This window comes from Pseudomonas sp. 7P_10.2_Bac1 (assembly GCF_025465935.1).
GTDB lineage: Bacteria > Pseudomonadota > Gammaproteobacteria > Pseudomonadales > Pseudomonadaceae > Aquipseudomonas.
This window is the reverse complement of sequence record NZ_JANLNV010000058.1, coordinates 315,619-340,562: the sequence shown is the minus strand read 5'-3', so window position 1 is coordinate 340,562 and position 24,944 is coordinate 315,619. Positions and strand designations below refer to the sequence as shown.

Genomic DNA, 24,944 nt, shown 5'->3' with positions numbered 1-24,944 from the left:
ACCAGATCAAGAGCCAGATCAAAAGCCACACGGCCTGCTGCCGCAGGCTGCGATCTTTTGATTTGGTTTCTGATCTGTCCGCCCCTTCGGGAGGCCGAGTAGAGTTTCTGCGTGGCGGCGTGCCAGTTAAAAACTGTTACCTATGTGGGTGAGTCATACAAAACTGCCTCGCCGTAAGGGCGAAATCCGTAGATCGCCGTTATACATCCAATGGATATGTACACCGATCCAATAAAAAGCGCTTCATGCCAGAACGCAGCCTTCGGCACCAACTAACTCCCCAAGGAAACTTTTGTGCGCCCACTGGCATTCTGACAAGCCCGCCAGTTAAGGTGCCTCATCCATTCGCCTTCCACCACGGATCTGTTGTGATGAATACACCGCGTAATGCTGTCGGCCCGATCAAGGCCGTGATTTTTGATATGGACGGCTTGTTGCTGGATACCGAAGGCATCTACTCCGAAGTCACACAGATCGTGGTCGAACGCTATGGCCGCACGTATGACTGGAACATCAAACAGCACATCATCGGGCGCGGGGCTCAGGACCTGGCTGAGTACATCGTCAAGGCCCTGGAATTACCTATCACTTGGCAAGAGTTTCTCAAGGCCCGCGAGCCATTGATGGCTGAACACTTCTCCAAGGCACTCGCCATGCCCGGCGCCGAGGCGCTGGTAAGGCACTTGAAGGCGCACAACATTCCGATTGCTGTGGGTACCAGTTCAACCAGCAGCGGTTTTGGCCACAAAACCACGTTGCACCGCGAGTGGTTCGCGCTGTTTGACACGATCGTGACGGCCGATGACCCGCAAGTGGGCGCTGCCAAACCCGCTCCCGATATTTTCCTGACCGCTGCTCGCCGCCTCGGGGTTGCCCCGCAAGATTGCCTGGTCTTTGAAGATTCACCCTTTGGCGTCACGGCTGCCAAGGCTGCGAATATGACGGCGATTGCCGTCCCCGATGCAGCCATGCCCGACAGTAAATATCACCACGCGGATTTGATTATTCGTCAATTGCCGGAGTTCGATCTTGGCGCCTACGGTCTGCCATCGCTGCGCTGAATAATGTCCTATGCACTTGAAATCCTTGACTATGCTGGTGGCTTGGACTGCATCAGCAGGTAGTTGGTTTGAGGAGTTTTCATGATTTCTGAGTGGGAAATGTGCACGCGTTTGCTGTTGGCTGCATTTTTTGGCAGCTTGATAGGTTTTCAGCGAGAGCACTTGTTTTGGACGGCCGGTTTACGCACTCACATGATGGTTGCTGCCGGTTCTTGTTTGTTCATGGTTGTATCGGCTTATGGTTTTGAACAGGCGCTGACCATGCCCGGCACGCGTCTGGACCCTTCTCGGATTGCCGCGCAAATTGTCAGTGGCATCGGTTTTCTCGGTGCCGGGTCGATCATGATGCGCGGGGACGTGATTAAAGGGCTGACCACTGCCTCGAGTTTGTGGGTGGTCGCCGCGATTGGCATGACGGTAGGCGGCGGGCTTTACGTGCTTGCTGCCGCCGCCACCGCGCTGATTCTGTTCATCCTGATGACGGTCACACCGCTGGAGCGCAAATACCGCGGTTATTTGAAGACCCACGTGATCAAGCTGATTGCGCCCACAGGCGCTGTGACCCGCCAAGTGCTCGACGAACTCCTGGGCGAGCGTGCAGACCGCATCAAGCAGGTGATCATCTATGAAGGCCCGGATATTTCGGTCGAAAACATCGTCCTCGAACTCAGAAAAACCACCCGTTATGAGTCGGCAGGAATGCTCAAGAGCATCCTGACTCTTCCAGGCGTGCGGGCGCAAAGCATGGAGCATTCATCGTAGGCCTGTAATGTCTCTGCGCTCGATGACACCGTGTTGCAAATAGCGGCACGGCTTTACATCAACGCCAGGATGCGTCTGGCCAGGGCTTGGGCGGTGGCCAGCGAGTCGATATTGGCAAAGCCGAGTAGCAGGCCCGAGGCGGGCTCGCCCTGTTGTTGCCATTCACTCAATGCTTCGGCAAACAAGCCCGTTTTACGCATCCGTTGCACCATCACTCGGTCTGATTGTGGTGGGCGTAACCGCAGGATCAGGTGCATCCCTCCAGGATTGGCATCGATCTGAATCTGCTCGCCGAGTACGCTTTTCAGCCCATTGACAGCCATGGTCCGGCGCTCGCTGTAGAGCTTGCGCATGCGCTGGATATGGCGAGCGAAATGGCCCTCAGCCATGAAGGTGGCAACAATGGCCTGGCTCAACTCCGGGCAACCGCTTTGAAAGGCCTCGCAGGTCTGTTCAAAACGCTCCACGAGTGCCTCTGGCGCGACTACGTAGGCAAGGCGCATGGCCGGGAACAGGACTTTGCTGAAGGTGCCGCTGTAAAGCACTCGACCGTCGCGGTCCAGGCTTTTGAGCGCGGGCAAAGGGCGGCTGACGTAGCGGTATTCGCCGTCGTAATCGTCTTCGACAATCCATGCCTGTTGCTCCCGCGCCCACTCCAGCAACGCCAGCCGACGTGGCAAAGACAGTGACACGCCCAGTGGGCTCTGGTGCGCGGGAGTGACTACGGCAGCGCGGGCGTGGTGACCAGCTTCAAGTGCCCTTGCAACGCACAGCCCGTCCTGATCCACAGGGATCGGCACGGGGGTGATGTGCAGACCTTCCAAGAGTCGCCGGGTCGGCGGATAGCCCGGGTCTTCAATCAGCACCCGGTCTGCGGGGGTGAGCACGGCATGGGCGATCAGCGACAACGTCTCTCGATAGCCGGCGGTGATAAACACCTGGGCGGGTGAGCAACTGATACCACGCGAAACCTGTAGATAGGTGGCAATCGCGGCGCGCAGTGCTTGCAAGCCATAGGCCGAAGGATTCGCCAGGTCCTGTGAATGGGTAGCACGTACACAACGGGCGCTGATTTGCGCCCAGATCTTTCTGGGGAAGGCATCCAGCGCGGGCACACCCATTTGAAACGGCAGCAGGGGCGACGGCTGGCGGATCGTCTGCTGTTGCAATGCCAGTGGCTGCGCCGTGGCCAAGGGCGCAGAGGCTGTGTCGCAAATTCCGTAGGCCACCCGCGTGCCGGCCTGGCCGCGTGATTGCAGGTAGCCCTGCGAGGTGAGCAGTGAATAGGCGCTGTCGATCGTGCCACGGGCCAGCCCTAGTTCTTTGGCCAGGGCTCGGGCGGCGGGCACCCGGTCACCGGGTTTGAGCAGGCCCTTGTGGATCGCTTCGCGAAAGCGCCAATACAATTGGCGGTAAATCGGCTCGCTGGATGTCGGGTCAAGCCCCGACAGGCTCAGGACTGTGGTGGCCATGCGGGGGCCTGTGCAGGTGATGGAATCATGGCCTGGTCATAGAGATTGATCATGGCTCTTTCTGATAGGGCCAAGAAATCGCACTATGCCGTCACTCCATTTATCAAAGCAAGGGCTGAGCATGAGCAAGCGTATTGACTATTCCAAGGCCTCCCCTGAAGGCTACAAAGCCTTTGGCGGTGTGCACATGGCACTGCAAAACAGCGTTCTGCCAAAAGCGCTGATCGATCTGGTGTACCTACGTGTATCGCAGATCAATGGCTGTGCTTACTGCATCGATCTGCATTCGCGTGATTTATTGAAGCAGGGCATGACCGTCGACAAACTGGTGCTGGTGCCGGTATGGCAGGAAGCCCCAGCACTGTTCACCCCAGGCGAACAGGCCGCACTGGCGTGGGCCGAAAGCGTTACGCGGGTTGCCCAGACCGGCGTGCCTCAAGCCGACTATGACGCGGTCACTGGCCAGTTCAATGATAAGGAAGTGGCAGAATTGACCTATGCCATTGGGCTGATGAACGCCTATAACCGCTTGGGTGTGGCCTTTCGCATGGTGCCGAGTGCAGCAAAGGGGTGATGTGATCCCCTCTGGGCATAATCGCTAGGGCTTCAGTTTGCGCTTGCGGAACTCCGCCACCTTATGGCGATTGCCGCACAGCGCCATGCTGCACCAGCGCCGTTTGTGCGCCTTGGTGCGGTCGTAGAACCACAGCACGCATTCCGGGTGCTCGCAGGTGCGGATCAACTCAAAATCAGCGTTGACCAGCAAATCTGCCGCAGCTTCAGCCAGCGGAGCCAGAAACTGCTCGGGGGTTTGCTGTTTGCGCTGACGGTGCAGATTGAGCTCACCGGGTGCGGTCCAGAGCAATTGCGGATAACTGACCGCCTTGCGCAAAAAGGCGTTTAGCGCCGCGGGATCACCCAGCTGTCCGGCCTTGCGCTGTTCCAGCAAGCCACGGATCACTTCACGCAGGTGCCTGGCTGCAGCCAGCAGGGCACCTGCTTCAAATTCAGGTATTTCACCCTCCCTGAACCAGCCCAGGCGCACCAGCCATCGGGTCACGTCGGCATCGTGTTGCCAAAAATCCACGGGCACGGCATCGACATTGGCTTGGGTGTTGAGCAGGTCCAGTACGGGATCATCTGCCAGCACATAAGGCTCAAGCGGTGTAGCGGTGGGGGTAGCGTTCATGGTCAGTCCTCGAAAGTACTGCGCTATCGTAACCGCCATTCGCTTGCTTGTGTAGTTACAAAATTGAGATTGGTAACCGCATAAATTAATTTGACAGGTTACAAGTTTGCGGTCAGTTTTTAAAAAGCTAACCCCAAAAATCAATTTGAACGGTTACTTGAGGAGTGTCTTTATGTCGATTTCAACCCCTGCGGTGCGTTATCAGCACGTCGAGGCTGACGGTGTGCGTGTGTTTTACCGCGAAGCAGGCGACCCGTCGGCGCCTGTGATGCTGTTGCTGCATGGTTTTCCCAGCTCATCGCATATGTTTCGCGATTTGATTCCGTTGCTGGCGTCTCATTACCGGGTTATCGCGCCGGACTTACCGGGTTTTGGTTTCACCGAAGTCCCGCCAGAGCGCGGTTATGAGTACACCTTCGACAATCTGGCGATCACCCTGGGGCATTTCGTCGATGCGTTGAGGCTCAGCCGCTATGCACTTTATGTGTTCGACTATGGCGCGCCTGTGGGTTTTCGCCTGGCGTTGGCGCACCCACAGCGCATCACTGGGCTGGTTTCACAAAACGGCAATGCGTATCTCGAAGGGCTGGGGGATGCCTGGGCGCCGATTCGCGCGTATTGGAGTGAGCCGAGTTCGGCCAACCGCGAGGTCATTCGCAAGGCAGTGCTCAGCCTGGAAGGGACGCGTTATCAGTACCTGCATGGCGTTGTAACGCCCGAGCGGGTCGCTCCGGAATACTGGATGCTGGACGTGTTGCTGATGCAGCAACCCGGCAATGACGAGATCCAGTTGGACCTGTTCCTCGACTACCGCAACAACCTGACCCTGTACCCGCGCTTCCAGTCGTTTTTCAAGGTCGCGCAGGTGCCGACGCTGGTGATTTGGGGCAAGCACGACCCGTTTTTCATCCCGCCGGGGGCTCATGCCTATAAAACCGATAACCCCCATGCGGTGGTGGAGTTGCTGGACACCGGCCATTTCGCGTTGCAAACCCATGCCGAGCACATTGCCGAGCGGATTCTGGCAGTGCTGCCACGCGCTTGATGAGGGATGCGCGGCAGGCTTGCCTGATAGGGCAAGCCTGCAGCTGCTTTTAGAACTTCCAGCTCACCGATGCCGTTACATTGCGCGGGTCGCCAAAGTTGCTCTGGTCGTAACGCACGCTGTCCAGGTATTTCTGGTTGGTCAGGTTGTCGAGGTTGAGCTGGGTGCTCCAGTGCGAGTCGATCTGATAGCTGGCCATCAGGCCCACCAGTGCATAAGCGGCCTGATCGGCAGCCGGTGTGGTGTCGTTCTCGATCTTGCTTTGCCATTTCAGGCTGCCACCGACCTTGACCTTGGGCTCCATTGGCAACTGGTAGGTCAGGGAAGAGGTCAAGGCATTGCGCGGGATGAACTTGTTGCCCCGCTGGTTATCGGCGTTGGTGATATACACGTAGGTGTAACCGCCGCTGATTTGCAGACCGGGAGCCAGCTCGCCAGACGCTTGCAGTTCAATCCCGCTGCTCTTGTACGACATGCCGTCGTACAAGTAACCACCCAGTGCCGGGTTGAAGCCGGCATAGGTCGCGACGTTGTCTTGCTGGGTATGGAACACCGCGGCCGAGACATCCAGCTTGTTGTTCAGCAAATGCCCCTTGATCCCGGCCTCATAGCTCTTGCCTTCCAGCGGGTCGATGACCTTGCCCTGGGTGTTCAGGTCGTACTGTGGGTTGAAGATTTTGGTGTAGCTGGCATACAGAGAGTATTGCGCAGTCAGGTCGTAAACCACGCCCGCATAAGGCGTGACCTTGCCATGAATGCGCACATCACGGCCGGTGCCATAGTTTTCGCCATCGCTGTCGGCGCTGAGCATGCGCGCACCGGTAATCAGGTGCAGGTCGTCGGTGAGGTTGAAGCGTGCACCGGCATAGAGGCTTTTCTGGCGGTCGGTGTAGTTCGAGGTCGCGTCAGGATCGGCAATGTTGTAGGTCGGCTTGGGAATGTCGCCGTTCAAGGCGTCTTGCAGCGAGACCGAGGTGTAGTACGACGACGTGCCGTACAGCGACGTTTCCTGAGTGCGCGAGCGCGCCACGTTGGCCCCGAAGGTCAACTGATGCTCCCGGCCGCCGAGGCTGAACGGGCCGCTGAAAGAGAGGTCGCCATCCAGCTCGCGGGTATCGTCCTTATACTTGGAGGCCAAGCCGGTATAGCCGGTGGGCGATGCGCTGTTGCCATAGATGTAGAACATGTTGGTGTCTTCACGGTGTTCCATCGCCGTCAGGGTCAGCGTCGATTTCCAGTCATTCTCGAAGCGGTGTTCCCACTCGGCAAAGGCGCGGGTGGTGTGCACATCCCAATACACCCACGGCTGGGCAATGTTGGAGCGGGTGCTGTGGTAGTGAATCGGGTTGCCGCTGGCATCGACCAGTGGCAGCGCACCCCAGCTGGCGCCGTTGGCGTTGGATTTCTGGTCTTCTACGCCGACGGTCACGGTGTCGCTGTCGGTCAGGTCGAAAGCCAGCAAACCACTGAAAATATTCTTTTCGCGGGAGTAGCGGTCCAGGTAGGAGTTGCCCACTTCGTTTGCGTAAATCAGTCGCCCGCGCACATTGCCTGAATCGGTCAGCGGCCCGGAGACGTCAATGTCTTCACGGCGCTTGTCCCACGAGCCGGCACTGATACTGACGGTGGCCTGGGTATCGGCGGTGGGGCGTTTACGCACGAAGTTGACGGTGGCGGACGGGTTGCCGGTGCCGCTCATCAAGCCGTTGGCGCCGTGCAGAATATCCACTTGCTCGTAAGGCGCCATGTCGATGTCACCCACCAGCAGCCCGTTGTTCAATGGCATGCCCATGCCGTCGTATTGGAAGTTGGTGATGTCAAAGCCGCGTGCGGTGAAGTAGGTGCGGTCGGTTTCGACCTTCTGCACATTCACGCCCGGGGTATTGTCCAGCACATCGCGAATGCTGTTGAGCTTGAAGTCATCCAGTTGCTCGCGCTTGATGCTGGTGACGCCCTGCGGGGTTTGTTGCGCGGTCAGGTTGAGGCGGGTGGTGGTGGCGCTGGGTTTTCCCTGATAGCCCTCAGGCGAGTCCTCCTCGTTGTCGGCAGCATTGACCGTGGTAGCAGGTAAGTCGACGGTGCTTTGAGCGGCGAAGGCGTGATTGAAAATACCTAAAGCGACCAGCGTCAGGGCTGACGTTGGCAGGGTGAACTTTTTGCGCATGATCTGCGAGTACTCCAGATGAGGAACTGCGTAACCGAGAATGAGTTACAAAGTTTTACATCTTAACAGATGGTAATCATTACTATTTACAAATCTTTACCATTTGTATTTGTATGAGTACCTGCAGTCGCTGGCGCAGCGACTGCATTTCAGAAGCTTCGCTTACGCAGATTGTTGAACGGGTCGCGTCTTGGGCATTGCAGGCAGCACCGCCTCTTGCAAGATCCGGGCTGCGGGGTGGTCGAAGCGCAGGCCAGGGGTGACGTCACGGTCTTCGACCAGCTTGCCCTCTGCCAGTACCACCACCCGCTGGCAAAAGCGCCGGACCAGGCTCAGGTCGTGGGTGATCAGCAAAAATCCGGTGCCGGATGCGCGTCGTACTTCGGTGAGCAGGTCGAGAATTTGCACCTGCAATACCCGGTCAAGGTTGGACAAGGCTTCATCAAGGATGATCATCTGCGGGGCTATGGCCAGTGCCCTGGCGATACCGGCGCGTTGCAATTGGCCGCCACTGAGTTGCGCGGGCAACGCGTCGATGTCGCTGACCGAGAGTTTGACCTGCAGCAGCAGCTGTTCGACGCGCGCCCTGATCGCCTCATCAGACATTCCAGACAAGTGGCGCAGCGGCTCGGCAATGCTCCAGCCAATGCTGCGCTGGGGGTTGAAAGCGCTGATGGCGTCTTGAAAGACCATCTGCACCCGCCGTAGAAACGCCGGGTTAAGCCCTTGTAGCCGTTGCCCCTCGAACAGGATGTTGCCCTGGTCGGGTGCTTCCAGGCCCATTATCAGGCGGGCGAGGGTGCTTTTTCCGCTGCCGCTGCCGCCTAGCAGGCCCAGGCTTTGGCCCGCGAGTACGTCAAGGTTCAAGCCAGTGAGCACCTGGACGCGATGACGTTTGCTGAACAGGCCACCAGCGGTGTAACCGTGGCTAAGATCGCGTATCTGAATAAAACTCATGACGCGCCACTCTCCATCGTCAAGGCATGATGCGCTGCCAGCAGGGTGCGGGCTTCTTCACTGCGGGGGGCGTTAAACAGGGTGTGCACATCCGTTTGCTCAACGATGCGCCCGTGGGCCATGACCGACACCTGATCGGCGCAGCGGGCGACCACTCCCATATCATGGGTAATCAACAACACCCCGAGGTTGCGCTGTGCGACCAGGCGTTCCAGCAGGTCAAGAAAGCGTGCCTGCGCGACAACGTCCAGGTCGCTGGTGGGTTCGTCGGCCAGCAAAAAGTGACTGTCGGCCAGCAAGGCCAGGGCAATCATGAAACGTTGCAACATGCCGCCGCTGAGTTGGAAGGCAAAGGAGTCGAGGACCCGCTGGCCATCGTTCAGGCCGACTTCGTCAAGGGTGTCGAGGATAAGCTGCTCGGCTTGTACACCTCGCACGCCGCGGATTTTCAGGGTTTCCAGCGCATGCTGGCGCAAGGAGCGCACCGGGTTGAAAGCACTGCGCGGGTTTTGCAGCACCAGAGCCGCTTGCCGCCCGCGAATGTGTGCGGGTTGCACCGCGCGCCCGTCCAGATACAGGCTGCCGCCGTTGCTGTGCACACCCGGTGGTAACAGATCGAGAATGCCCACGCAGCTCAGTGATTTACCCGAGCCGCTGGCGCCAACCAAGGCATGTACCTGACCAGCCTTGAGGGTCAGGTCGAGGTTGTCGACCAGAGTGTGTTGCATGTGCCTGAGGCTCAGGCCTTGAATACTCAGGGTCCGGGTCATTCCTTGATCTCCGCCAATACACTGGGATCGAGTCGGTCGCGCAACGCGTCACCGAGCAGGTTGAAGGCCATCACCGAGATAAAAATCATCAGCCCCGGCCACAGCAACAGTTGCGGATGGGTCCAGATAAACTCTTTGGAGTCGTTGATCATCACGCCCCATTCCGGCGTCGGCGGGCTTACCCCCAGACCAAGGAAAGACAGCCCCGAGACGTGCAGCATCATGTGGCCAATGTCCATGGACGCCAGCACCAGCAATTGACCCACCACATTGGGCATCACATGTTGGCGCAGGCGGGTCAGGCGCGAAGCCCCGGCCAGTCGCGAGGCCAGGACATAGTCACGGTTACGCTGGGCCAGCACCATGCCGCGCACCATCCGCGCATACCAGGCCCAATGCGAGAGGGCGATGGCGATAATCACGTTGGTCAGCCCGGTGCCCAGCAGGGCAATCAGAAAGAACGCCAGCACCAGTGTCGGGAAGGTCAGGAACATGTCGCACAGGCGCATCAACAGCATGTCGACCTTGCCGCCCACAATACCGGCGATGCCGCCAATCACCACGCCCATGAGCAGGACCAGCGCCAGTACCAGCACCACGCTGCCCAATGACCATTGCGTGCCCACAATCAGCCGCGACAGTACATCGCGGCCCAAATGATCGGTGCCCAGCCAATGGCTGGTGCTGGCGGGCAGCAGGCGGTCGTCGAGGTTGACCAGGGTGGCGTCATAGGGGGCGATCCAGGTGCCGAACAGCGCAAAGATCAACAACACGCCGACCAACAGGTAGCCGACCCGCAACCCGCCTTTTTTACGTGAAAAAACCGCAGCCATTGCACTCATGCCATCACTCCCGACAGCCGTGTCCGTGGATCGAGCCAGGCGTAGCAGATGTCCACGACCAGGTTGCACAGCACCAGTAAAGTGGTGAGCAACAACGTGAAGCACTGCATCACCGGGAAGTCGCGATTGAGCACTGCGCTGACGGCGAAGCGGCCGATCCCGGGCCAGGCAAAAATCGTTTCGATCACCAGTGCGCCGCCAATCAATTCGCCGACATGCATGCCGGTGGCGGTGACCAGTGGCATCCAGGCGTTGCGCAGAATGTGGTCGCGCCAGACCTGCCGTTCGTTAAGGCCTCGGGCGCGGGCATAAAACACATGGCGGTGCTGGCGCACATCGAGCAGGCTGGCGCGCAATAAGCGGGCATTGATCGACATGGACATCAGAGCAATTGCCAGCACGGGCATGATCAAGTGCTCTGGCCCGCCGCGCCCCATGGGCGGTAGCCAGCCCAGCCACAGCGAAAGCAGGGCGATCAGCAAAAAGGCAAACCAGAAGTTGGGCATCGAGACCCCGATAAAGGTGACGAAGCGCACCACCTGATCGGGCCAGCGACCTTTCCAGCGAGCCGCAGCCAGCCCCAGTGGGATGCTTATCAGCAGCGTCACGAACAGGGCCAGACCGCCCAGTTGCAACGTGGCTGGCAGGTAATACAAGACGTCATCCAGCACCGGGCGCCCGGTGATGAAAGAAGTGCCGAAGTCCAGGTGCACGGCATTCCACAGCCAGCAGAAGTATTGCTCCACCAAAGGCCGGTCGAGGCCCAAGGCGTGGCGTGCTTCGGCCAGTGCCGCGTCAGTAGGCGGGATTTGTGACAGGCGCAGGTAGTCCAGCGCCGGGTCGCCATTGCCCAGGTGCAGCAGGACAAAGACGATCAGCGACACCCCCAGCAGCACCGGAATCAGCAGCAACAGCCGCAACGCGATATAGCGCAGCATGGCTCAGGGCTTCCCGGTGGCTGGGCGCATCACTTCAAAGGGGACGTCAAACAGCGTGCTTCCGAATTGCACGTTGTCGACCTTCTTGCCACTGACACTGATGGCCGTGAGGTATGAGATCGGCAGGTACACGGCTTGTTCCTGCAACGTGGTCAGAATGTTGCGATAGCCTTCGGCACGTTTGTTTTCGTCGGTCTCGCCCAACACTTTGGAGATGGAGTGGTCGATTTCATCCTTCATCGCCAGCCCGCGCTGGGCCATGTAATCGGCGTGCCCGGCATAGCGCATGGAGCTGACGAAAGAGTGCGGGTCATAAGGCGCGCCCCAGGTGTCGGCGAAGATCATGCCGAAGCGGCCTTCACGCTGACGCTGCACCAGTGAACCTTCTTCTTCGGCGCGTAACCTGACGTCGATGCCGACCTTGGCCAGCTCGCCCTGAATGATTTCCGCCAGGCTTTTTTGCAAGGCACTGGTGCCCAGAAATACCAGCTCGGTGCTCAGCGGTTGGCCGTTCTTTTCACGGATGGTTTTGCCTGTCGGGAGCTTCCAGCCCGCCTCGTCGAGGCTCTGGCGTGCCTGCTCCGGGTCGTAAGGCAAGGCCTTGAGACCGATATTGGCGTACGGCATGTTGCTGGAGAACAGCGCGTCTGCACGCGGCTCCAGACCATGCAGAACTTTGGCGATGATGGTGTCTTTGTCTACGGCCTGGTTGATCGCCTGACGCACAACTAACTCATTGGTCGGCGCCAGGCCGGTGTTCATCGCCACCGTGCGGGTGGCCAGGGGCGCGGAAATGGCGGTGTTGAAACCGGAATCGCGCAGGCGCACAAAGGTGCCCGGCGAAATCTCACCTTCGGCACCCTGGATCAGATCCAGTTCGCCGGTTTGTAAGGCAATGGCCCGGCTATCCGGGTCCGAAATCACTTTCACCAGCACGGAGCCGTAGGCCGGCTTGGCGCCCCAGTAGTGTTCGTTGCGGTCGAAACGGTCGTATTCGCCACGCCGGGTCTGCGCCAGCACCCAGGGCCCGGTGCCGATCGGCGTGCCGGGTTTGGCGTCAGGGGCGGCAAAACGCAGGGGGCGTACCTGTGCCAGTTCCATCAGGGTCGGGTAATACGGGTGTTTGAGTTGCAGCACCAAGGTGTGTTCGTCCGGGGCTTCCACACGCTCCAGGGTCGACACAAGCTCCATCCACTGATGCCGTTTGCCGTTGGCCAAGACTGCGTCTAGATTGGCTTTGGCCGCTGCAGCATTGAATGGGCTGCCGTCGCTGAACTTCACGTTGTCGCGCAGGGTAAAGGTGTAGGTCTTGCCGTCTGGCGAGACGCTCCAGTGGGTGGCGAGCCAGGGTTCGAGCGTGCCTTGGGCGGTGTAGCGCACCAGTGGTTCGTAGACCATGGCCTGGGCGTACATCTGGTTTGGCGAGTAACCGCGTGGGTCCAGCGGGCCAGCATTGGTTGGCCAGGAATAGGTCAACGTCGGTGCGGCAGTGGCACTGTAGACAGCCGTGGCTCCGGTGCTCAGGCATGCGCCGATGATCCAGAGGGCAAGCTGTTGTTTCATCCTCGACTGCTTCAAACTGCGTCTCCCAAATAAGTTGATGGCCCGTAGCCTGTTTACAGCTTGGGTATGAAGTCTATGTAAAAACATCATAACTGCGAGGCAAATTTTCATGCAAAGGGTCACTATTTCGCTGGACGATGCTTTGCTGGCCACCATTGACCAGCGGGTTGAGGCCCACGGCTATCAAGGACGATCAGAAGCCATTCGTGATTTATTGCGCGCCGGGCTGCAGGAACAGGCGCCTGGCGACCCGTCGGCACCCTGTGTCGCGACCCTGAGTTATGTCTATGATCACGGCACGCGGGAGTTGTCCAAGCGCTTGAACAACGCTTTTCATGAGCACCACGACCTGACGTTATCGACCCTGCATGTGCACCTTGATCAGGGCAAATGCCTGGAAGTCTCCGTACTGAAGGGCGCAGTGGAGGAGGTCTCGGCTTTGGCGCGCCACGTCATGGCCGAACGTGGGGTCCGGCATGGCAGCGCGCAGATCATTCCGCTAGAAGCGGTGGTTGCCGAGGAGTAACCCTAGGCGCGGGCGCAATTGGCGCTGCGGGTGCGCCAGAGCAGGCGCCCCGCGGTGATTGACCAGTTGCACACGGCAATCGCCAATATGATCGAGAGCAGGGTGGGGATGCCGTAGCTCACGATGATGTGCCCGGCCAGCCACGGGAAACCAAATACTCCGACAAAATACGCCAGGCTGAACAGCACCAGCGATTGCGAGGTATACCCGGTTGGTGCTTCGTTGGCGGCGAGCCCGTTTATCACCGAGTAGGTCAGGCCGTAGCCAACCCCCAGCGTTACGGCTGCCAGCACATAAGTCGCGCTGGACGTGACGCTGAACATGAACATCAGCACCGAAAGCACAATCAGTGCACTCAGCACACAGGCCATCCAGTAGGGATCGCGCTTGACAATAAAGCCTGCGATCAGCAGGCGGCATGAAATCGCAGCGCTCATAAAGCCTAGAAAGAACAGCGAGTAGTCCAGGTGGTTGAGCGTCGCGTAAGAGGTTTGAAAGCTCGACAATCCGCCGAAAATAGCGCCCCCCAGACCCACCATGACAATCGCGAACACAGCCCTGGAGCGCAGCACGGACACCGCGGCCCGTGGTGTGATTTTGCATACGCTGACCGGGCCGATCCGTGTGCTTTGGCGCTTTATCATCGGGCCTATGGCAATAAACGCCAGGCCGCCCAGCAGGCTGGCAAGGCTCGCCGCCATGAAGGCGGTTTCTACTGGATAACCTAAAGCTTCGCTGACGCGCCCAAGCAGGGGCCCGGCGCCAATGCCGGTCATCATGCTGCCTGACAGCAGGGCAAAGTACTTAACCCGACGCACAGGTTCGATGATCATCGCCACGATGATCGGGCCCAAGGTATAGAACACACCCCAGCCCAGGCCTAGCAGCAAGCCAAAAATCAATGTCGCCACGCCGAAGGTCTGGACGTTGGAAAAGCCCAGGCACGCAGCCGCCAACAGCACCGCTGCAGCGGCGATGGATTTGGGCGCGCCGAACAGGTCGGTGAGGTGCCCCGAGAAAATCACCGCCGCAAACGTACTGACCATGGCTGCCGAAATAATCGTGCCTGCATCGGATTCACTGCCGCCATGGGCGCTCAGCACCTTGGCGAGTAAAAAGGTGGTGCCGTAGGACACGGACAGCAAAAAGCTGCCCAGGCAGAACAGACCAAACACCCCGTTGGAGGTGTGCGCAGCGTGTGAAGAAGATGACATGGAAGGGGAAGCCCTTGATGAGTATTTGCCGCCCTTAATACCAGACTTCTTGTGCAGATCAGGATCCAAACCTTTGCACCCTGAGGTCGGGAACTTCTAAACAAAGTGCAGAGCTGACGACTGCAAGAATGGAAGGTGATCGATAATCGCACAGTAATATCGGTCGTAATTGTTTTGTTTAACTATCTGATAAACAAGAATTTATTGCTCATAGTTAAAGTGTTTTAGAGGTGTTTTGCCCTGTCTGCTCCCAGCCAACATCTTGTCTGTGTATCGATTAACGGGTTGACTAGCGGCCAGGTGATGTCCGGGGTCCCGTCCCTGACCGTTACCCATAAAAACTACAAAAAGGGTCTCGTCATGAAAGCCTTCTCAAGGGCAAAGAACTGCCTGGGTTCTGCATGTTTTATGTCTGTAAATAACGCTGCGCTGTGCGGTGCTTTTGCTTGCGCGATGGCCGGGCAGGGGGCGCAAGCATGGCTATCGATCTGAAAACAGCTGTCGACACTGGCCCGATGAGTTCCATGCAGTGGCTCGCCATCGGCATGTGCATTGTGCTCAATATGATCGACGGCTTCGACGTGCTGGTCATGGCTTTTACCGCGGCTTCGGTGTCGGCCGAGTGGGCGTTGAGCGGCGCACAGATCGGAATGTTGCTGAGTGCCGGATTGTTCGGCATGGCGGCCGGTTCGTTGTTCATCGCGCCATGGGCAGATCGCATTGGTCGTCGCCCGTTGATCCTCGGCTGCCTGGTGGTTTCCGGCCTCGGCATGTTGCTGGCTTCACTGAGTCAGTCTCCCATTCAACTGGCACTGCTACGCGGTGTGACCGGGCTTGGCATCGGCGGGATTCTGGCCAGCAGCAACGTGATTGCCAGTGAGTACGCGAGCAAGCGCTGGCGCGGCCTGGCCGTGAGTCTGCAGTCAACCGGCTATGCCTTGGGCGCCACTGTGGGTGGCTTGATCGCGGTGTGGTTGCTGTCGCACTGGGGCTGGCGTTCGGTGTTTCTGTTTGGCGGTCTGGTGACGTTTGCGGTCATCCCACTGGTCTTGTTATGGCTGCCCGAGTCACTGGATTTTTTGCTGGCGCGTCGTCCGGCGACAGCCTTGCAGCGTATCAATCGCCTGGCCCGGCGCATGGGGCAACCGACTCTGAGCCGCTTGCCGGCGGTGGTTGCCAGCCCGGCCGGTGAGAGCAAGGGGGTCATCCGGCTGCTGACACCGGCTCTGCGGCGTACCACGCTGCTGATCTGGACCCTGTTCTTTCTGGTCATGTTCGGTTTCTACTTTGTGATGAGCTGGACGCCAAAGTTGCTGGTGTCTGCCGGGCTGTCGGCAGAGCAGGGCATCACCGGTGGCGTGCTGTTGAGTGTCGGCGGGATCTTCGGTGCTGCGTTGGTGGGTGGCCTGGCGTCCCGCTGGCCGCTGACGCGGGTGTTGTCGCTGTTCATGCTGGTGACAGCAGGCTTGTTGGTGCTGTTTGTTGGCTCGGCGTCCTCAGTCATGACCGCGCTTGGCTTGGGGCTGCTGATCGGGATGTTCGCCAACGGCTGCGTGGCCGGGCTGTATGCGCTGTCGCCGATGGTCTATGACGCTTCGGTCCGCACCACCGGCGTGGGCTGGGGCATTGGGATCGGCCGGATTGGCGCCATCCTGTCGCCCGTTGTGGCAGGTTTTCTGCTCGATGGCGGCTGGCAACCGCTGCACTTGTATGGGGTGTTCGCCATCGTGTTCGTAATTGCTGCGGCCAGTTTGTTGCTGCTCAAGCCACGTGAGCCTTCTGCTCAGCCGATACCCAGCTTTTGATCCCGGCCTGAACGCTCGCTTAGGGGTTGTGGTAAAGCCTGGCTATCACGACCTCAAGCGACGCATCTATTCGGTGATTTACCATTGCGATTGAAAACCGTTCATGTATTCAGCCCTCGCCACGACCATGTTGAGCGTGAAGTGCGGCTAAATGTCTCGCAGACGTCATTCGATGTTCACCGCCAGCGGCTAAATAACGCTATAGAATGCCGGTCCTTGTTGTACTGGCTAAGCTGTCTGGTGGTCAGTACCGCAAAAAGAACCTGTCGGATTATCGAACGTGAGTAGAACACCCCTTAAATGAGCAGCCATGGCGCAACACCTCAGGCAAATTGGCAACCCGTCATCGCATTGGCGCTGGCCGCCTTTGTGTTCAATACCACTGAATTCGTCCCCGTCGGACTGCTGAGCGCCATCGGGGCCAGCTTTGACATGACCACCGCCAGCGTCGGACTGATGCTGACGATTTACGCGTGGGTGGTGTCACTGACTTCGTTGCCGATCATGTTGCTGACCCGTAACGTCGAGCGCCGCAAGCTGCTGCTGTCGCTGTTCGGCATCTTTATCGTCAGCCACCTGCTGTCTAGCGTCTCCACTCATTTCGGCATTTTGCTGCTGAGCCGGATTGGTGTTGCGTTGTCCCATGCCTTGTTCTGGTCAATTACCGCGTCCCTGGCCGTGCGCATGGCGCCAGAGGGCAAGCAGGTGCAGGCATTGGGCTTGCTGGCCACCGGCACTTCATTGGCCATGGTGCTGGGCGTGCCGTTGGGACGCTTGCTGGGTGAAGCCATGGGCTGGCGCACCACGTTCCTGGTGATCGCCATCCTGGCGTCCTTGCTGGTGCTGTGGCTGTTCAAGACTTTGCCGTTGCTGCCAAGCCAGAACTCAGGGTCGCTGAGAAGTTTGCCGGTGCTGTTCAAGCGCCCGGCGCTGGTAGCGATCTATGTGCTGACGGCAGTGGTGATCACGGCCCAGTTCACTGCCTACAGCTACATCGAGCCTTTTGTGCAGCATGTGGCGGGCATGAGCGGCACCATCGTGACTACGACTTTGCTGTTATTCGGCGGCGCCGGGATCATTGGTTCTCTGTGCTTTAGCCTCTTTCACAAATACAACCCGCACGTGTTCCTGCTGATCGCCATCGGCTTGCTCGCGCTGTGCCTGCTCCTGCTGCTGCCGGCCAGTGGCTGGGTCGAATCGTTGAGTGTCCTGAGCATCATCTGGGGCATGTCGATCATGGGCTTCGGCCTCGCCCTGCAGTCGAAGGTGCTGACCTTGGCACCCGATGCCACCGACGTTGCCATGGCGATGTTCTCGGGCATCTACAACATTGGTATCGGTGGCGGTGCGCTGCTGGGCAGTTGGGTCGGCAGCCATCTGGGTTTCTCGTACATCGGCCTGATCGGCGGCACCCTGGCGGGGCTGGCCTTGGTGGTCTTTGGCTTGACCATGCACCGGATTGCCCGTTCAGAGGCTGCGTCTACGCAAGCGGGTTAAATCGCCTGGTGATAAGAAACAGGCGTCTGGCGTGTGCCAGACGCCTTTTTTATGCCGCGCTGGACCCTGGCGTCAGTGCTTGAGGCCGCATGATCCACATGACAGCGGCACAACCGGCCATCAGTACGCAGGTAATGACAAACACCGCCGGCATGCCGAAATGCCCGCCGATAAAGCCACCGGCCAAAGGCCCAAGGACCTGGCCGATGTATTGGCAGGACGTCGAGTAGCCCAACATGTGCCCGGCCACCGTGTTCGGCACTGAATGACGAATGACCGCCGCGATGCCAGGCATCAATCCACCCAGGGCGAGGCCCATCAAAAAGCGCAATACCACCAGTTGCCACTCATTGGTGACGAAGGCCTGCGGGATAAGCAGCAGGGCGGCGATGCTCATGCACCCCGTAACGACTTTCCAGTGGCCAATGCGATCGGCCAGTTTACCCACCCGCGACGCTGACAGGATGCTCGCCAGCGCGGTGGCCGACATGATCACGCCGGCCATCAGGGTGACGTCCTGGGTGTGCAACTGGATCAAGTAAACGGTGATGATGGGCTCAATGGACATGATGGCGAACATCATCAGGCCGGCCACGACAAACATGGTCACGACCGGGCGTTTGTCGGGGATCAAGCTCCACGCGTTGCCCGATGCCGGTTTGGCCGCACCGGTTGGCGGTTTCGGACGGGGTACTTCTTTCATCAAAAACAGCGTGGCGAGGAACGCGACAAAGATCAGACCGCCTGCCAGAAAGAAGGTATTGCGGATACCAACCAAAGGCGGGAGCAGACCGCCAATCAAGGGCCCGGCGAGGTTACCGGCCATGATCCCGGACGCCAGTATGCCCAGCGCCCAGCCCGAACGTGCCTTGGGCGTTTGCGTGGCGACCAGAATGGTGGCGCCTGACGCATAGCCGCCCAGAAGTCCGGCCAACAGACGCAAGCCCACCAGTTGGTAAATGTTTTCTGCAAGGCCAATCAACGACATGGCAATTGCCATGCCCAGGCTTGCACGAATCAGCATCAACTTGCGCCCGTAGCGATCACCTAATCGGCCCCACAAGGGAGCTGTGAGCGCCGCAGACAGAAAGGTCGCGCCAAAGGCGACGCCTGACCACTGCACAATGGCCGCCGAATCGGTTACTCCAAGCTGCTCCACATAGAGGGGCAAGAAGGGCAACAACAAGGTCATGGCAATAATCGTCGTGAACGCGCCGAACACACTGACGGCAAGATTGCGCTGCCAGTTGACTTCCGTGTGTGGGGCTTGCTCAAGGTCAGGTGGTTGCTTGGTAGTCATGACGCTGCTCTACATTTGAATTTATCTGAAGATAAAGAAAGTAATCCTATAAATAAAATTCATGTTTTTTATAGAGTGGATTCCATGGTGGAATGTGGCCGCGCATGAGGCGGGTCAGATCGTTTCCGTTTTAGAGGCCGTGTTGACGCGTAGCAAACGGGATATGGTTGGAGTCGTTGAATCGACTGCCTTGGTGAGGGGCAAGATCAAAAGATCGCGAGGCAAGCTCGCTCCTACAGGAGATCTGGAATTGTCATGCCGCGCAGTAAGCAGGCCGCCGGGTATTTTTAACATCCCCCCCATTCGGTTCCTTCTCCCTCGGGAGAGGGCTAGTGCAAGATCAAAAAACCGTGAGGTAAGCTCGGCTCCTGCAGGTATTGTTGCGAGCACAAAACCCCGTAGCAGTTGCCGAGCTTTGCGAAACAACTATGGCGCTTGCAACACGTAACGCAAGGACGCGGGCAGGGTTTCTCCGTGGCTCATGCCGTCGAAGGTATGGTAATCAACGCTCAAGCCCGGTATGGCGCTCAACTGGTTTTTCAGCGTTTGCATGCGCTGATCCGGCTGCCCGGCGCTAGTACCCCGTGGGTTGCCGGGCTCGGCAGTGCCGCGCATCAATAGCAGGTGAGGGTGATGCCCGGCGATGCGTTGCTTGAAACCCGCATCCGGTGCGACGTCAGTCCACCACAATGACGGGCTGGCCGCTGCATAGTTGGCAAACTCGCCTGGCCGGTTGAGCAGGGCATGCAACACGAACAGACCGCCATAGGAGTGACCCCACAAGGTTTGCTCTTGCAGGTTGATCGGTGCTTGCGCGGCAACAGCCGGGCGCAAACGGTCGCGAATCAGGTCCAGAAACACATCGGCACCGCCGCTGGGTTGTTCGGTCAGCGGGTCGGTTTGCTGAGCTACGTCGGGCCGCTTGGGGGTGTAGTCATAGGTCCGTGCGTTGCGTTCGATGCGCAGCGGTGTCTGGTAACCGATGGCCACCAGCAACGGCGCCTTGCCGTGGGTCAGTGTCTTCAATAACTCAGGGTCCAACGCGCCAATGGCCGCGTTGCCATCGAGCATCCAGGCCACCGGGTAGCCGTCCTTGGGCGGGGCGCCGTCAGGGCGGCCAATCCACAGTTGGTAATGGCGTTGGCCGTCTGCAGAATCCATCAGCAGCGAGCTGAAGTGATAGTTCAGGTCCTGGCGCTGCAGCAGGCTGGTGTCCATCGGCTGGTCAGGCGCAGGTCTGGCCTGAGCGGCTTGCGCGGGCATGGCCAGTGCAAGCAACAGCGCCAGAGGGAGGATCTTGGTTCTCATCAGGCGATCTCGTTATGGCTTAGAACGACGCTGTCAGGCTGGTAAACAGCGTGCGGCCAGGCTCGTTGTACGTCGCGGCACCGGCTCCTGCGATGTTGGCCACGCCCTGGGCGTTGCCTTCGCGGAACAGGCGTTTGTCAAACAGGTTCTCGATACCGGCGGTCACGCTCAGGTGGCTGGTAATGGCGTAGGTACCGCTGATGCCGGCGATGGCATAAGGGGCGAGCTGGTTGTTGGACGTACCGGTGACGCGCTCGCCGTGGTAGTCGAATTTTTTCGGCGTCTGCTTGCCGTACCAGGCCACGCTCGCTTGCAGCGACAGGTCTTGGGTGGCCTGCCAGTCCAGCATCGAGTTCAGGGTGTAGCGCGGCGTGACGGACAGGTAGTCACCGGTTTGCTTGTTTTTCGATTGCAGCATGTAGGTGAAGTTGTTGGTCCACGTCACTTGCGGTCTCAGTGGCAAAGTCAGCGTCCCTTCAAGGCCTTCAACCAGGGCCTTGGGCACGTTTTCCCACTGATAAATGCCCGCGTTGGCGTAGTCACCGGCGCCGCCTACGGCCTGACCGATTGGCGACAGGCCGGATTCGATCTTGTTTTTGTAGTCATTGCGAAAGTACGTCAACCCCGCGACAACGCCGTCCTTGTTGTACTCAATGCCCAGTTCTTTGTTGACGCTGGTTTCTGCCTTGAGGTTGGCGTTGCCTTGCAGGTAGCAACTGGTGGTTTGCCCGTAGCAGCCCTGCCCGCGGCTATACAGCAGGTAGTTTGGATTGAGCTGGTACAGATTGGGCGCTTTGTAGGCACGGGCGATACCGGCTTTAAGCGTCACGCTGTCGGTCAAGGCGTGCGACAGATTGAGCGACGGGCTCCAGTTGTTGCCCACGATACTGTGGTGGTCCAGGCGCAAACCCGGGGTGAGCATGGTGCCGGGCAGCAGCTCGATATTATCGGCGGCGAACAGCGAGAAAATCTGCGCCGAAGAGCTGGTACTGCGGTTGGTGCTGCTCAAGCCGGAGATGGCGCCGCCTTCGCTGGTGGCCTGGGTGTTGGCGCTAGGGTCGTCGAGTTTTTGCTGGGTCCACTCCGTGCCCACGGTCAGGGTCTGGTCGAAACCAGCATGCAGCGGCAGGTTGAGTTCGCCATGGGCGGTCAGGTCCTTGAGCACGGCGGTGTAAAAACCGCTGTTGCTGAAGATGCCTTCGGTGCCCCCGGCCAAGCCTTCATTGATCCGCGTGTTGCGGGTCTTTTCGTATTGCAGGTAAGCCATGCTGCTGCCGATGTCCCATTCGCCGCGATGGGTCAGCGCATAGGTTTCTCGGTAGGTGCGGTTGGTTTCGTGGCCCATCAGATTTTTGACGTAGGCGTTGCTGTTGGTGTTTTGCGTGTCGCCGGTATAGATATTGCCCTGACGGCTGTACCCAGCCTCGAATTCCAGGGTCTGTTCCGGGGTCAGGTGCCAGCTCAGCAGGCCGTTAATGTCCTTGTTGCGCACGCCTTCGCGGCCAGCGGGCAGGGTCCCGACCTGGTTGCCGGTACGCAATGATTCATGGCCCTGGTTGATGTCCCAGTCATCCGGGTCAGTCTTGGCGATGTTGCCGTAGACCCGATAGCTCAGGGTGTCGGTCAGCGGGCCGTTGAGGCCGAAACTCATGCGCTTGCTCGCGCCTTCGTCTTTGTGGGTCGGGAAGTTGCTGTAGACCGTGGCCTCACCGTGGGTTTGAGCCCCTGCCTGCTTGGTGATGATGTTGACCACGCCACCAGCGGCACCGTTGCCGTACAGCGCAGCGGCTGGACCACGCAGCACTTCGATACGCTCGACCTGATCGGCCGGTACCCAGTTGGTGTCGCCACGGCTATCACGCTCCCCGCGCCAGCCGTACCGTACCGAGTTGCGGCTGTTGACCGGCTTGCCATCGACCAGAATCAGGGTGTTTTCCGGGCCCATGCCGCGAATGTCGATCTGGCGATTGTTGCCACGCTGGCCGCTGGTGGAGTTACCCGTCAGGTTGACCCCTGGCATGGTGCGAATGATCTGCGACAGGTCATTGGCCGGCGGGCGTTTTTTGATGTCTTCTGCGGTGATGATCGACACCCCCGGCATCTGCTTGGTTTCTTCCAGAGCCGTGGCCACGACGTTGGTGTTTTCCAGTTCCAGGGCCGCGGGCGGTGTGTCCTGGGTCGCAGCATGAACGGAACTGGTCAGCAACCAGCAGCTGGACAAAACAAAGGGGGCGAAAGGGCGCAGCGCATGTAACGACATCGGGTGATCTCCGAGACAACCAGATACAAGAAGATCACGAATGATAATGACTGCTAATTGAGAGTAAAGCTCATTAACTTTCTAAACACTTCCCGGCGGGTAGCAGCAGGTGCATGCACAAGCCACTGTCGCCGTTGGTGGCCCATAAGCGGCCGTTTTGCAGTTCGATGCCCCGTTGCGCAATCGCCAGGCCCAAGCCAAAACCCTCGCCAATCGAGCCTGTCAGGCGCTGGTAAGGCTCGAACAGCCTGGGCAAGTCTTGGGGGGCGACGCCGGGCCCTTCGTCCTGCAGGCACAGATGCCAGGCATCGCCCTCGCGCCAACCGCTCAAGGTGACCTTGCCCTGCGGCGGTGAATAGCGGATGGCATTGCGCAAGAGGTTTTCCAGCGCGTGAGCCAGGCTGTCGAGGTGCACGTGCACATAGCAATCGGTGCCCAGCAAGCAGGGCAGTCGCTCGGGCGTCCAGCCACTTTCAAAGCAGGCGTCTTCGCACAGGGCTTCCCACACCGATCGCACCAGTACCGGCTCACGATTCAGTTGTGGGCGCTCGGTGTCCATCCAGGCGAGGTTGAGGGTGTCTTCGAGCAGATGCTGCATGTCGTCGATTTCGCGGTCCAGGCGTTGGCGTAATTGTTCGACCGGCAAGTGGCTGTCGTGGGCGATGCGCAGACGCGCCAGTGGCGTGCGCAATTCATGCGACAAGGTGCGCAGCAACAGACGCTGCTGATTCAGGCTTTGTCGCAGGCGGCTGGCCATGTGTTCAAAGGCGTTGGCCAGTTCACCCAGTTCATCGCGCCGCTTGATCAACGGCAGCGGTATTTCGCTGTCCAGATCATCGGCACGCAAGGCGTCGGCTCGATCGCGCAAGCGATTAAGTGGCAGCACCAGATGCCGATACAGCAGCAAACCGAGCAATGCAGCCAGCAAGGTCGGCATCACGCCATGGCTGAGTACGTGGGTCCAGGGGGTGAGGCCGCTGGGCAACAGGCGTTCGGGCAGCTGGATGACCAACTGACCGTGTTCCGGATGGTTGGGAAACGGAATGCTAACAAAGGGCAGTTCGTCTTGCAGGCGCCGGCTCATGGGCCAGTTGAGCTGGCGCATAAAGGTCAACTGGCGGTAGATCTCGGGTGTCAGCGGTGTGTTGCTCAAGCTTTCCAGATGTGGCCCCAGCACGGTGACCCACGTGTCTTCCTTGGTGGCCAGTTGGTGGGTAAAAAGTTCCAGAGCGTCGGTGCCTTGATCCTCCCAAATGCGCTCGGCTTGCTGGGCATAGTCGGCCAGGTAGTCGCGCTCCTGGGGCGTCAGGAAATAAGTCTGGCGCTCCGCCGACAGGCCCCAGATCCAGATAATCCAGGTCAACAGCAAACAGAAGCTGATCTGCAGCAGCGCCAACTTCCACAGCAACGGGTGACGGCGCATCAGTGTCTGTCCGTATCGACCAGGATATAGCCTTGGCCGCGCACCGACTGGATCTGGATATGTTGCGCGCCAATCGCCGCCAACTTGCGCCGCACGTTGCACACATGCACGTCCAGGCCGCGGTCCAGTCGCGTGTAGATGCGGTGCAAGACCTGCTGATACAAAAACGCCTTGCTCAAGGGTTCGCCACCGTGTGCATGCAAAGTGATCAGCAGCCGAAACTCCGAGCCGGTAAACCCGGCAGACTGGCCGTTGTGCAGTACATCTTGTGCGGTTTCATCAAAGATCAGCGAGCTGTGACGCTGCGCTATGGAGGCGGGCTTGAGCATGGCCATGCGCCGTAACAGGGCGTCGGTGCGGGCGTCGAGTTCCGCCAGGCTGAAGGGCTTGGGCAAGTAGTCATCGGCGCCTCGGGTGAAGCCTGTGATGCGGTCCTGTTCGTTGCCCAATGCGGACATCAGCATTACCGGCACATCTTGATGGCTGCGTAACGCTTCGAGCAGTGACAGGCCGTCCATGCCCGGCAACATGATGTCCAGCAGCACAAGATCAAACGACTGTTGTTGCAACGCGTTGAGGCCTTGAGTCCCGTCCGGGCAACTGGTGACGGCAAAGCCGCGTTGTACTAGATGGCGTTCCAGGTCGTGGCGAAGTCTGAAATCGTCTTCGATCAATAGCAGGCGGGTGGACATAGGCATAGGGAAGGGTATCAATGAGAATATTTCACATTTGCGAATATCCCATTAATACCGATGCTGTGCAATTGCTATGAGGGGGCGGCGTGTCAGCGTGCACCCCTCTGGCCAGAGGGATGCACAGCGGATCTGATCAACTGCAGGTCGGATTCG

21 protein-coding genes are annotated in these 24,944 nt (G+C 59.1%); 7 read left to right on the top strand and 14 right to left on the bottom strand.

Annotated features, from left to right (window positions below; translation table 11 throughout):
* Positions 1–371: 371 nt before the first annotated feature.
* A complete protein-coding gene (locus tag NTD86_RS11205) occupies positions 372–1,061 on the top strand; it encodes an HAD-IA family hydrolase (RefSeq protein ID WP_262202279.1) in 690 nt (229 codons plus the stop codon).
* Positions 1,062–1,142: 81 nt separating this feature from the next.
* Positions 1,143–1,823 carry an MgtC/SapB family protein gene (locus tag NTD86_RS11200; protein ID WP_262202278.1) on the top strand — a complete coding sequence of 227 codons (681 nt, stop codon included), beginning with the start codon at positions 1,143–1,145 and terminating at the stop codon, positions 1,821–1,823.
* A gap of 53 nt (positions 1,824–1,876) precedes the next feature.
* On the opposite strand, the gene NTD86_RS11195 is transcribed toward NTD86_RS11200, so the two are convergent.
* Positions 1,877–3,295, bottom strand: coding sequence for a PLP-dependent aminotransferase family protein (locus NTD86_RS11195; protein WP_262202277.1), 1,419 nt, complete (start codon positions 3,293–3,295; stop codon positions 1,877–1,879).
* A 121-nt stretch (positions 3,296–3,416) separates the two neighbouring features.
* Between NTD86_RS11195 and NTD86_RS11190 the strand changes: the two genes are divergently transcribed.
* Positions 3,417–3,869: a carboxymuconolactone decarboxylase family protein gene (locus NTD86_RS11190; protein WP_262202276.1), complete on the top strand. Its 453-nt coding sequence runs from the start codon at positions 3,417–3,419 to the stop codon at positions 3,867–3,869.
* A gap of 24 nt (positions 3,870–3,893) precedes the next feature.
* On the opposite strand, the gene NTD86_RS11185 is transcribed toward NTD86_RS11190, so the two are convergent.
* Complete coding sequence (locus NTD86_RS11185; protein WP_262202275.1) at positions 3,894–4,484, bottom strand: CGNR zinc finger domain-containing protein; 591 nt, start codon at positions 4,482–4,484, stop codon at positions 3,894–3,896.
* A gap of 172 nt (positions 4,485–4,656) precedes the next feature.
* Here NTD86_RS11185 and NTD86_RS11180 point away from each other — a divergent pair, with 172 nt between their 5' ends.
* The gene (locus NTD86_RS11180; RefSeq protein ID WP_262202274.1) at positions 4,657–5,529 is read left to right on the top strand and encodes an alpha/beta fold hydrolase; all 873 of its coding nucleotides are present in this window, start codon (positions 4,657–4,659) and stop codon (positions 5,527–5,529) included.
* Between the two features lie 49 nt (positions 5,530–5,578).
* Here NTD86_RS11180 and NTD86_RS11175 read toward each other — a convergent pair whose 3' ends face one another.
* The 6 genes from NTD86_RS11175 to nikA form a co-directional block, all read right to left on the bottom strand.
* Positions 5,579–7,693, bottom strand: a complete 2,115-nt coding sequence (locus tag NTD86_RS11175; protein ID WP_262202273.1) for a TonB-dependent siderophore receptor — start codon at positions 7,691–7,693, stop codon at positions 5,579–5,581.
* Positions 7,694–7,855: 162 nt separating this feature from the next.
* A complete protein-coding gene (gene nikE, locus NTD86_RS11170) occupies positions 7,856–8,650 on the bottom strand; it encodes a nickel import ATP-binding protein NikE (RefSeq protein ID WP_262202272.1) in 795 nt (264 codons plus the stop codon).
* Complete coding sequence (locus tag NTD86_RS11165) at positions 8,647–9,420, bottom strand: ATP-binding cassette domain-containing protein (RefSeq protein ID WP_262202271.1); 774 nt, start codon at positions 9,418–9,420, stop codon at positions 8,647–8,649. The genes nikE and NTD86_RS11165 overlap by 4 nt, the downstream gene beginning before the upstream one ends.
* Positions 9,417–10,262, bottom strand: coding sequence for a nickel ABC transporter permease subunit NikC (gene nikC / locus NTD86_RS11160; RefSeq protein ID WP_262202270.1), 846 nt, complete (start codon positions 10,260–10,262; stop codon positions 9,417–9,419). The genes NTD86_RS11165 and nikC overlap by 4 nt, the downstream gene beginning before the upstream one ends.
* Positions 10,259–11,200: a nickel ABC transporter permease subunit NikB gene (gene nikB, locus NTD86_RS11155; protein WP_262202269.1), complete on the bottom strand. Its 942-nt coding sequence runs from the start codon at positions 11,198–11,200 to the stop codon at positions 10,259–10,261. The genes nikC and nikB overlap by 4 nt, the downstream gene beginning before the upstream one ends.
* A gap of 3 nt (positions 11,201–11,203) precedes the next feature.
* The gene (gene nikA / locus NTD86_RS11150) at positions 11,204–12,763 is read right to left on the bottom strand and encodes a nickel ABC transporter substrate-binding protein (protein ID WP_410016972.1); all 1,560 of its coding nucleotides are present in this window, start codon (positions 12,761–12,763) and stop codon (positions 11,204–11,206) included.
* A 109-nt stretch (positions 12,764–12,872) separates the two neighbouring features.
* Here nikA and nikR point away from each other — a divergent pair, with 109 nt between their 5' ends.
* Positions 12,873–13,289, top strand: coding sequence for a nickel-responsive transcriptional regulator NikR (gene nikR / locus NTD86_RS11145; RefSeq protein ID WP_262202267.1), 417 nt, complete (start codon positions 12,873–12,875; stop codon positions 13,287–13,289).
* A gap of 2 nt (positions 13,290–13,291) precedes the next feature.
* On the opposite strand, the gene NTD86_RS11140 is transcribed toward nikR, so the two are convergent.
* Positions 13,292–14,503, bottom strand: a complete 1,212-nt coding sequence (locus tag NTD86_RS11140; protein WP_262202266.1) for an MFS transporter — start codon at positions 14,501–14,503, stop codon at positions 13,292–13,294.
* A gap of 476 nt (positions 14,504–14,979) precedes the next feature.
* Here NTD86_RS11140 and NTD86_RS11135 point away from each other — a divergent pair, with 476 nt between their 5' ends.
* Together NTD86_RS11135 and NTD86_RS11130 are read left to right on the top strand one after the other, a co-directional pair.
* Positions 14,980–16,308 (top strand): MFS transporter, encoded by a 1,329-nt coding sequence (locus tag NTD86_RS11135; protein WP_262202265.1) that lies wholly within the window; start codon positions 14,980–14,982, stop codon positions 16,306–16,308.
* Positions 16,309–16,608: 300 nt separating this feature from the next.
* The gene (locus NTD86_RS11130; RefSeq protein WP_262202264.1) at positions 16,609–17,805 is read left to right on the top strand and encodes a sugar transporter; all 1,197 of its coding nucleotides are present in this window, start codon (positions 16,609–16,611) and stop codon (positions 17,803–17,805) included.
* 49 nt (positions 17,806–17,854) lie between these two features.
* Here NTD86_RS11130 and NTD86_RS11125 read toward each other — a convergent pair whose 3' ends face one another.
* From NTD86_RS11125 to NTD86_RS11105, 5 genes are all read right to left on the bottom strand, one after another.
* Positions 17,855–19,105: an MFS transporter gene (locus NTD86_RS11125; RefSeq protein WP_262202263.1), complete on the bottom strand. Its 1,251-nt coding sequence runs from the start codon at positions 19,103–19,105 to the stop codon at positions 17,855–17,857.
* 426 nt (positions 19,106–19,531) lie between these two features.
* A complete protein-coding gene (locus NTD86_RS11120) occupies positions 19,532–20,413 on the bottom strand; it encodes an alpha/beta hydrolase (protein ID WP_262202262.1) in 882 nt (293 codons plus the stop codon).
* Between the two features lie 19 nt (positions 20,414–20,432).
* Entirely contained in the window at positions 20,433–22,673 is a 2,241-nt protein-coding gene (locus NTD86_RS11115) for a TonB-dependent siderophore receptor (protein ID WP_262202261.1), read from the bottom strand.
* Positions 22,674–22,746: 73 nt separating this feature from the next.
* The gene (locus tag NTD86_RS11110) at positions 22,747–24,096 is read right to left on the bottom strand and encodes a sensor histidine kinase (RefSeq protein ID WP_262202260.1); all 1,350 of its coding nucleotides are present in this window, start codon (positions 24,094–24,096) and stop codon (positions 22,747–22,749) included.
* The gene (locus NTD86_RS11105; RefSeq protein ID WP_262202289.1) at positions 24,096–24,788 is read right to left on the bottom strand and encodes a response regulator transcription factor; all 693 of its coding nucleotides are present in this window, start codon (positions 24,786–24,788) and stop codon (positions 24,096–24,098) included. The genes NTD86_RS11110 and NTD86_RS11105 overlap by 1 nt, the downstream gene beginning before the upstream one ends.
* Between the last annotated feature and the right edge of the window lie 156 nt (positions 24,789–24,944).

What these genes read in the sequence shown, in the direction of transcription:
- nikB (WP_262202269.1), bottom strand. Translation starts at nt 11,200, where the DNA reads ATGCTGCGCTATATCGCGTTGCGGCTGTTGCTGCTGATTCCGGTGCTG.
- NTD86_RS11140 (WP_262202266.1), bottom strand. Translation starts at nt 14,503, where the DNA reads ATGTCATCTTCTTCACACGCTGCGCACACCTCCAACGGGGTGTTTGGT.
- NTD86_RS11195 (WP_262202277.1), bottom strand. Translation starts at nt 3,295, where the DNA reads ATGGCCACCACAGTCCTGAGCCTGTCGGGGCTTGACCCGACATCCAGC.
- NTD86_RS11180 (WP_262202274.1), top strand. Translation starts at nt 4,657, where the DNA reads ATGTCGATTTCAACCCCTGCGGTGCGTTATCAGCACGTCGAGGCTGAC.
- NTD86_RS11130 (WP_262202264.1), top strand. Translation starts at nt 16,609, where the DNA reads ATGAGCAGCCATGGCGCAACACCTCAGGCAAATTGGCAACCCGTCATC.
- nikR (WP_262202267.1), top strand. Translation starts at nt 12,873, where the DNA reads ATGCAAAGGGTCACTATTTCGCTGGACGATGCTTTGCTGGCCACCATT.
- NTD86_RS11115 (WP_262202261.1), bottom strand. Translation starts at nt 22,673, where the DNA reads ATGTCGTTACATGCGCTGCGCCCTTTCGCCCCCTTTGTTTTGTCCAGC.
- NTD86_RS11185 (WP_262202275.1), bottom strand. Translation starts at nt 4,484, where the DNA reads ATGAACGCTACCCCCACCGCTACACCGCTTGAGCCTTATGTGCTGGCA.
- NTD86_RS11105 (WP_262202289.1), bottom strand. Translation starts at nt 24,788, where the DNA reads ATGTCCACCCGCCTGCTATTGATCGAAGACGATTTCAGACTTCGCCAC.
- NTD86_RS11125 (WP_262202263.1), bottom strand. Translation starts at nt 19,105, where the DNA reads ATGACTACCAAGCAACCACCTGACCTTGAGCAAGCCCCACACACGGAA.
- NTD86_RS11110 (WP_262202260.1), bottom strand. Translation starts at nt 24,096, where the DNA reads ATGCGCCGTCACCCGTTGCTGTGGAAGTTGGCGCTGCTGCAGATCAGC.
- nikA (WP_410016972.1), bottom strand. Translation starts at nt 12,763, where the DNA reads ATGAAACAACAGCTTGCCCTCTGGATCATCGGCGCATGCCTGAGCACC.
- NTD86_RS11120 (WP_262202262.1), bottom strand. Translation starts at nt 20,413, where the DNA reads ATGAGAACCAAGATCCTCCCTCTGGCGCTGTTGCTTGCACTGGCCATG.
- nikE (WP_262202272.1), bottom strand. Translation starts at nt 8,650, where the DNA reads ATGAGTTTTATTCAGATACGCGATCTTAGCCACGGTTACACCGCTGGT.
- NTD86_RS11175 (WP_262202273.1), bottom strand. Translation starts at nt 7,693, where the DNA reads ATGCGCAAAAAGTTCACCCTGCCAACGTCAGCCCTGACGCTGGTCGCT.
- nikC (WP_262202270.1), bottom strand. Translation starts at nt 10,262, where the DNA reads ATGAGTGCAATGGCTGCGGTTTTTTCACGTAAAAAAGGCGGGTTGCGG.
- NTD86_RS11135 (WP_262202265.1), top strand. Translation starts at nt 14,980, where the DNA reads ATGGCTATCGATCTGAAAACAGCTGTCGACACTGGCCCGATGAGTTCC.
- NTD86_RS11200 (WP_262202278.1), top strand. Translation starts at nt 1,143, where the DNA reads ATGATTTCTGAGTGGGAAATGTGCACGCGTTTGCTGTTGGCTGCATTT.
- NTD86_RS11165 (WP_262202271.1), bottom strand. Translation starts at nt 9,420, where the DNA reads ATGACCCGGACCCTGAGTATTCAAGGCCTGAGCCTCAGGCACATGCAA.
- NTD86_RS11205 (WP_262202279.1), top strand. Translation starts at nt 372, where the DNA reads ATGAATACACCGCGTAATGCTGTCGGCCCGATCAAGGCCGTGATTTTT.
- NTD86_RS11190 (WP_262202276.1), top strand. Translation starts at nt 3,417, where the DNA reads ATGAGCAAGCGTATTGACTATTCCAAGGCCTCCCCTGAAGGCTACAAA.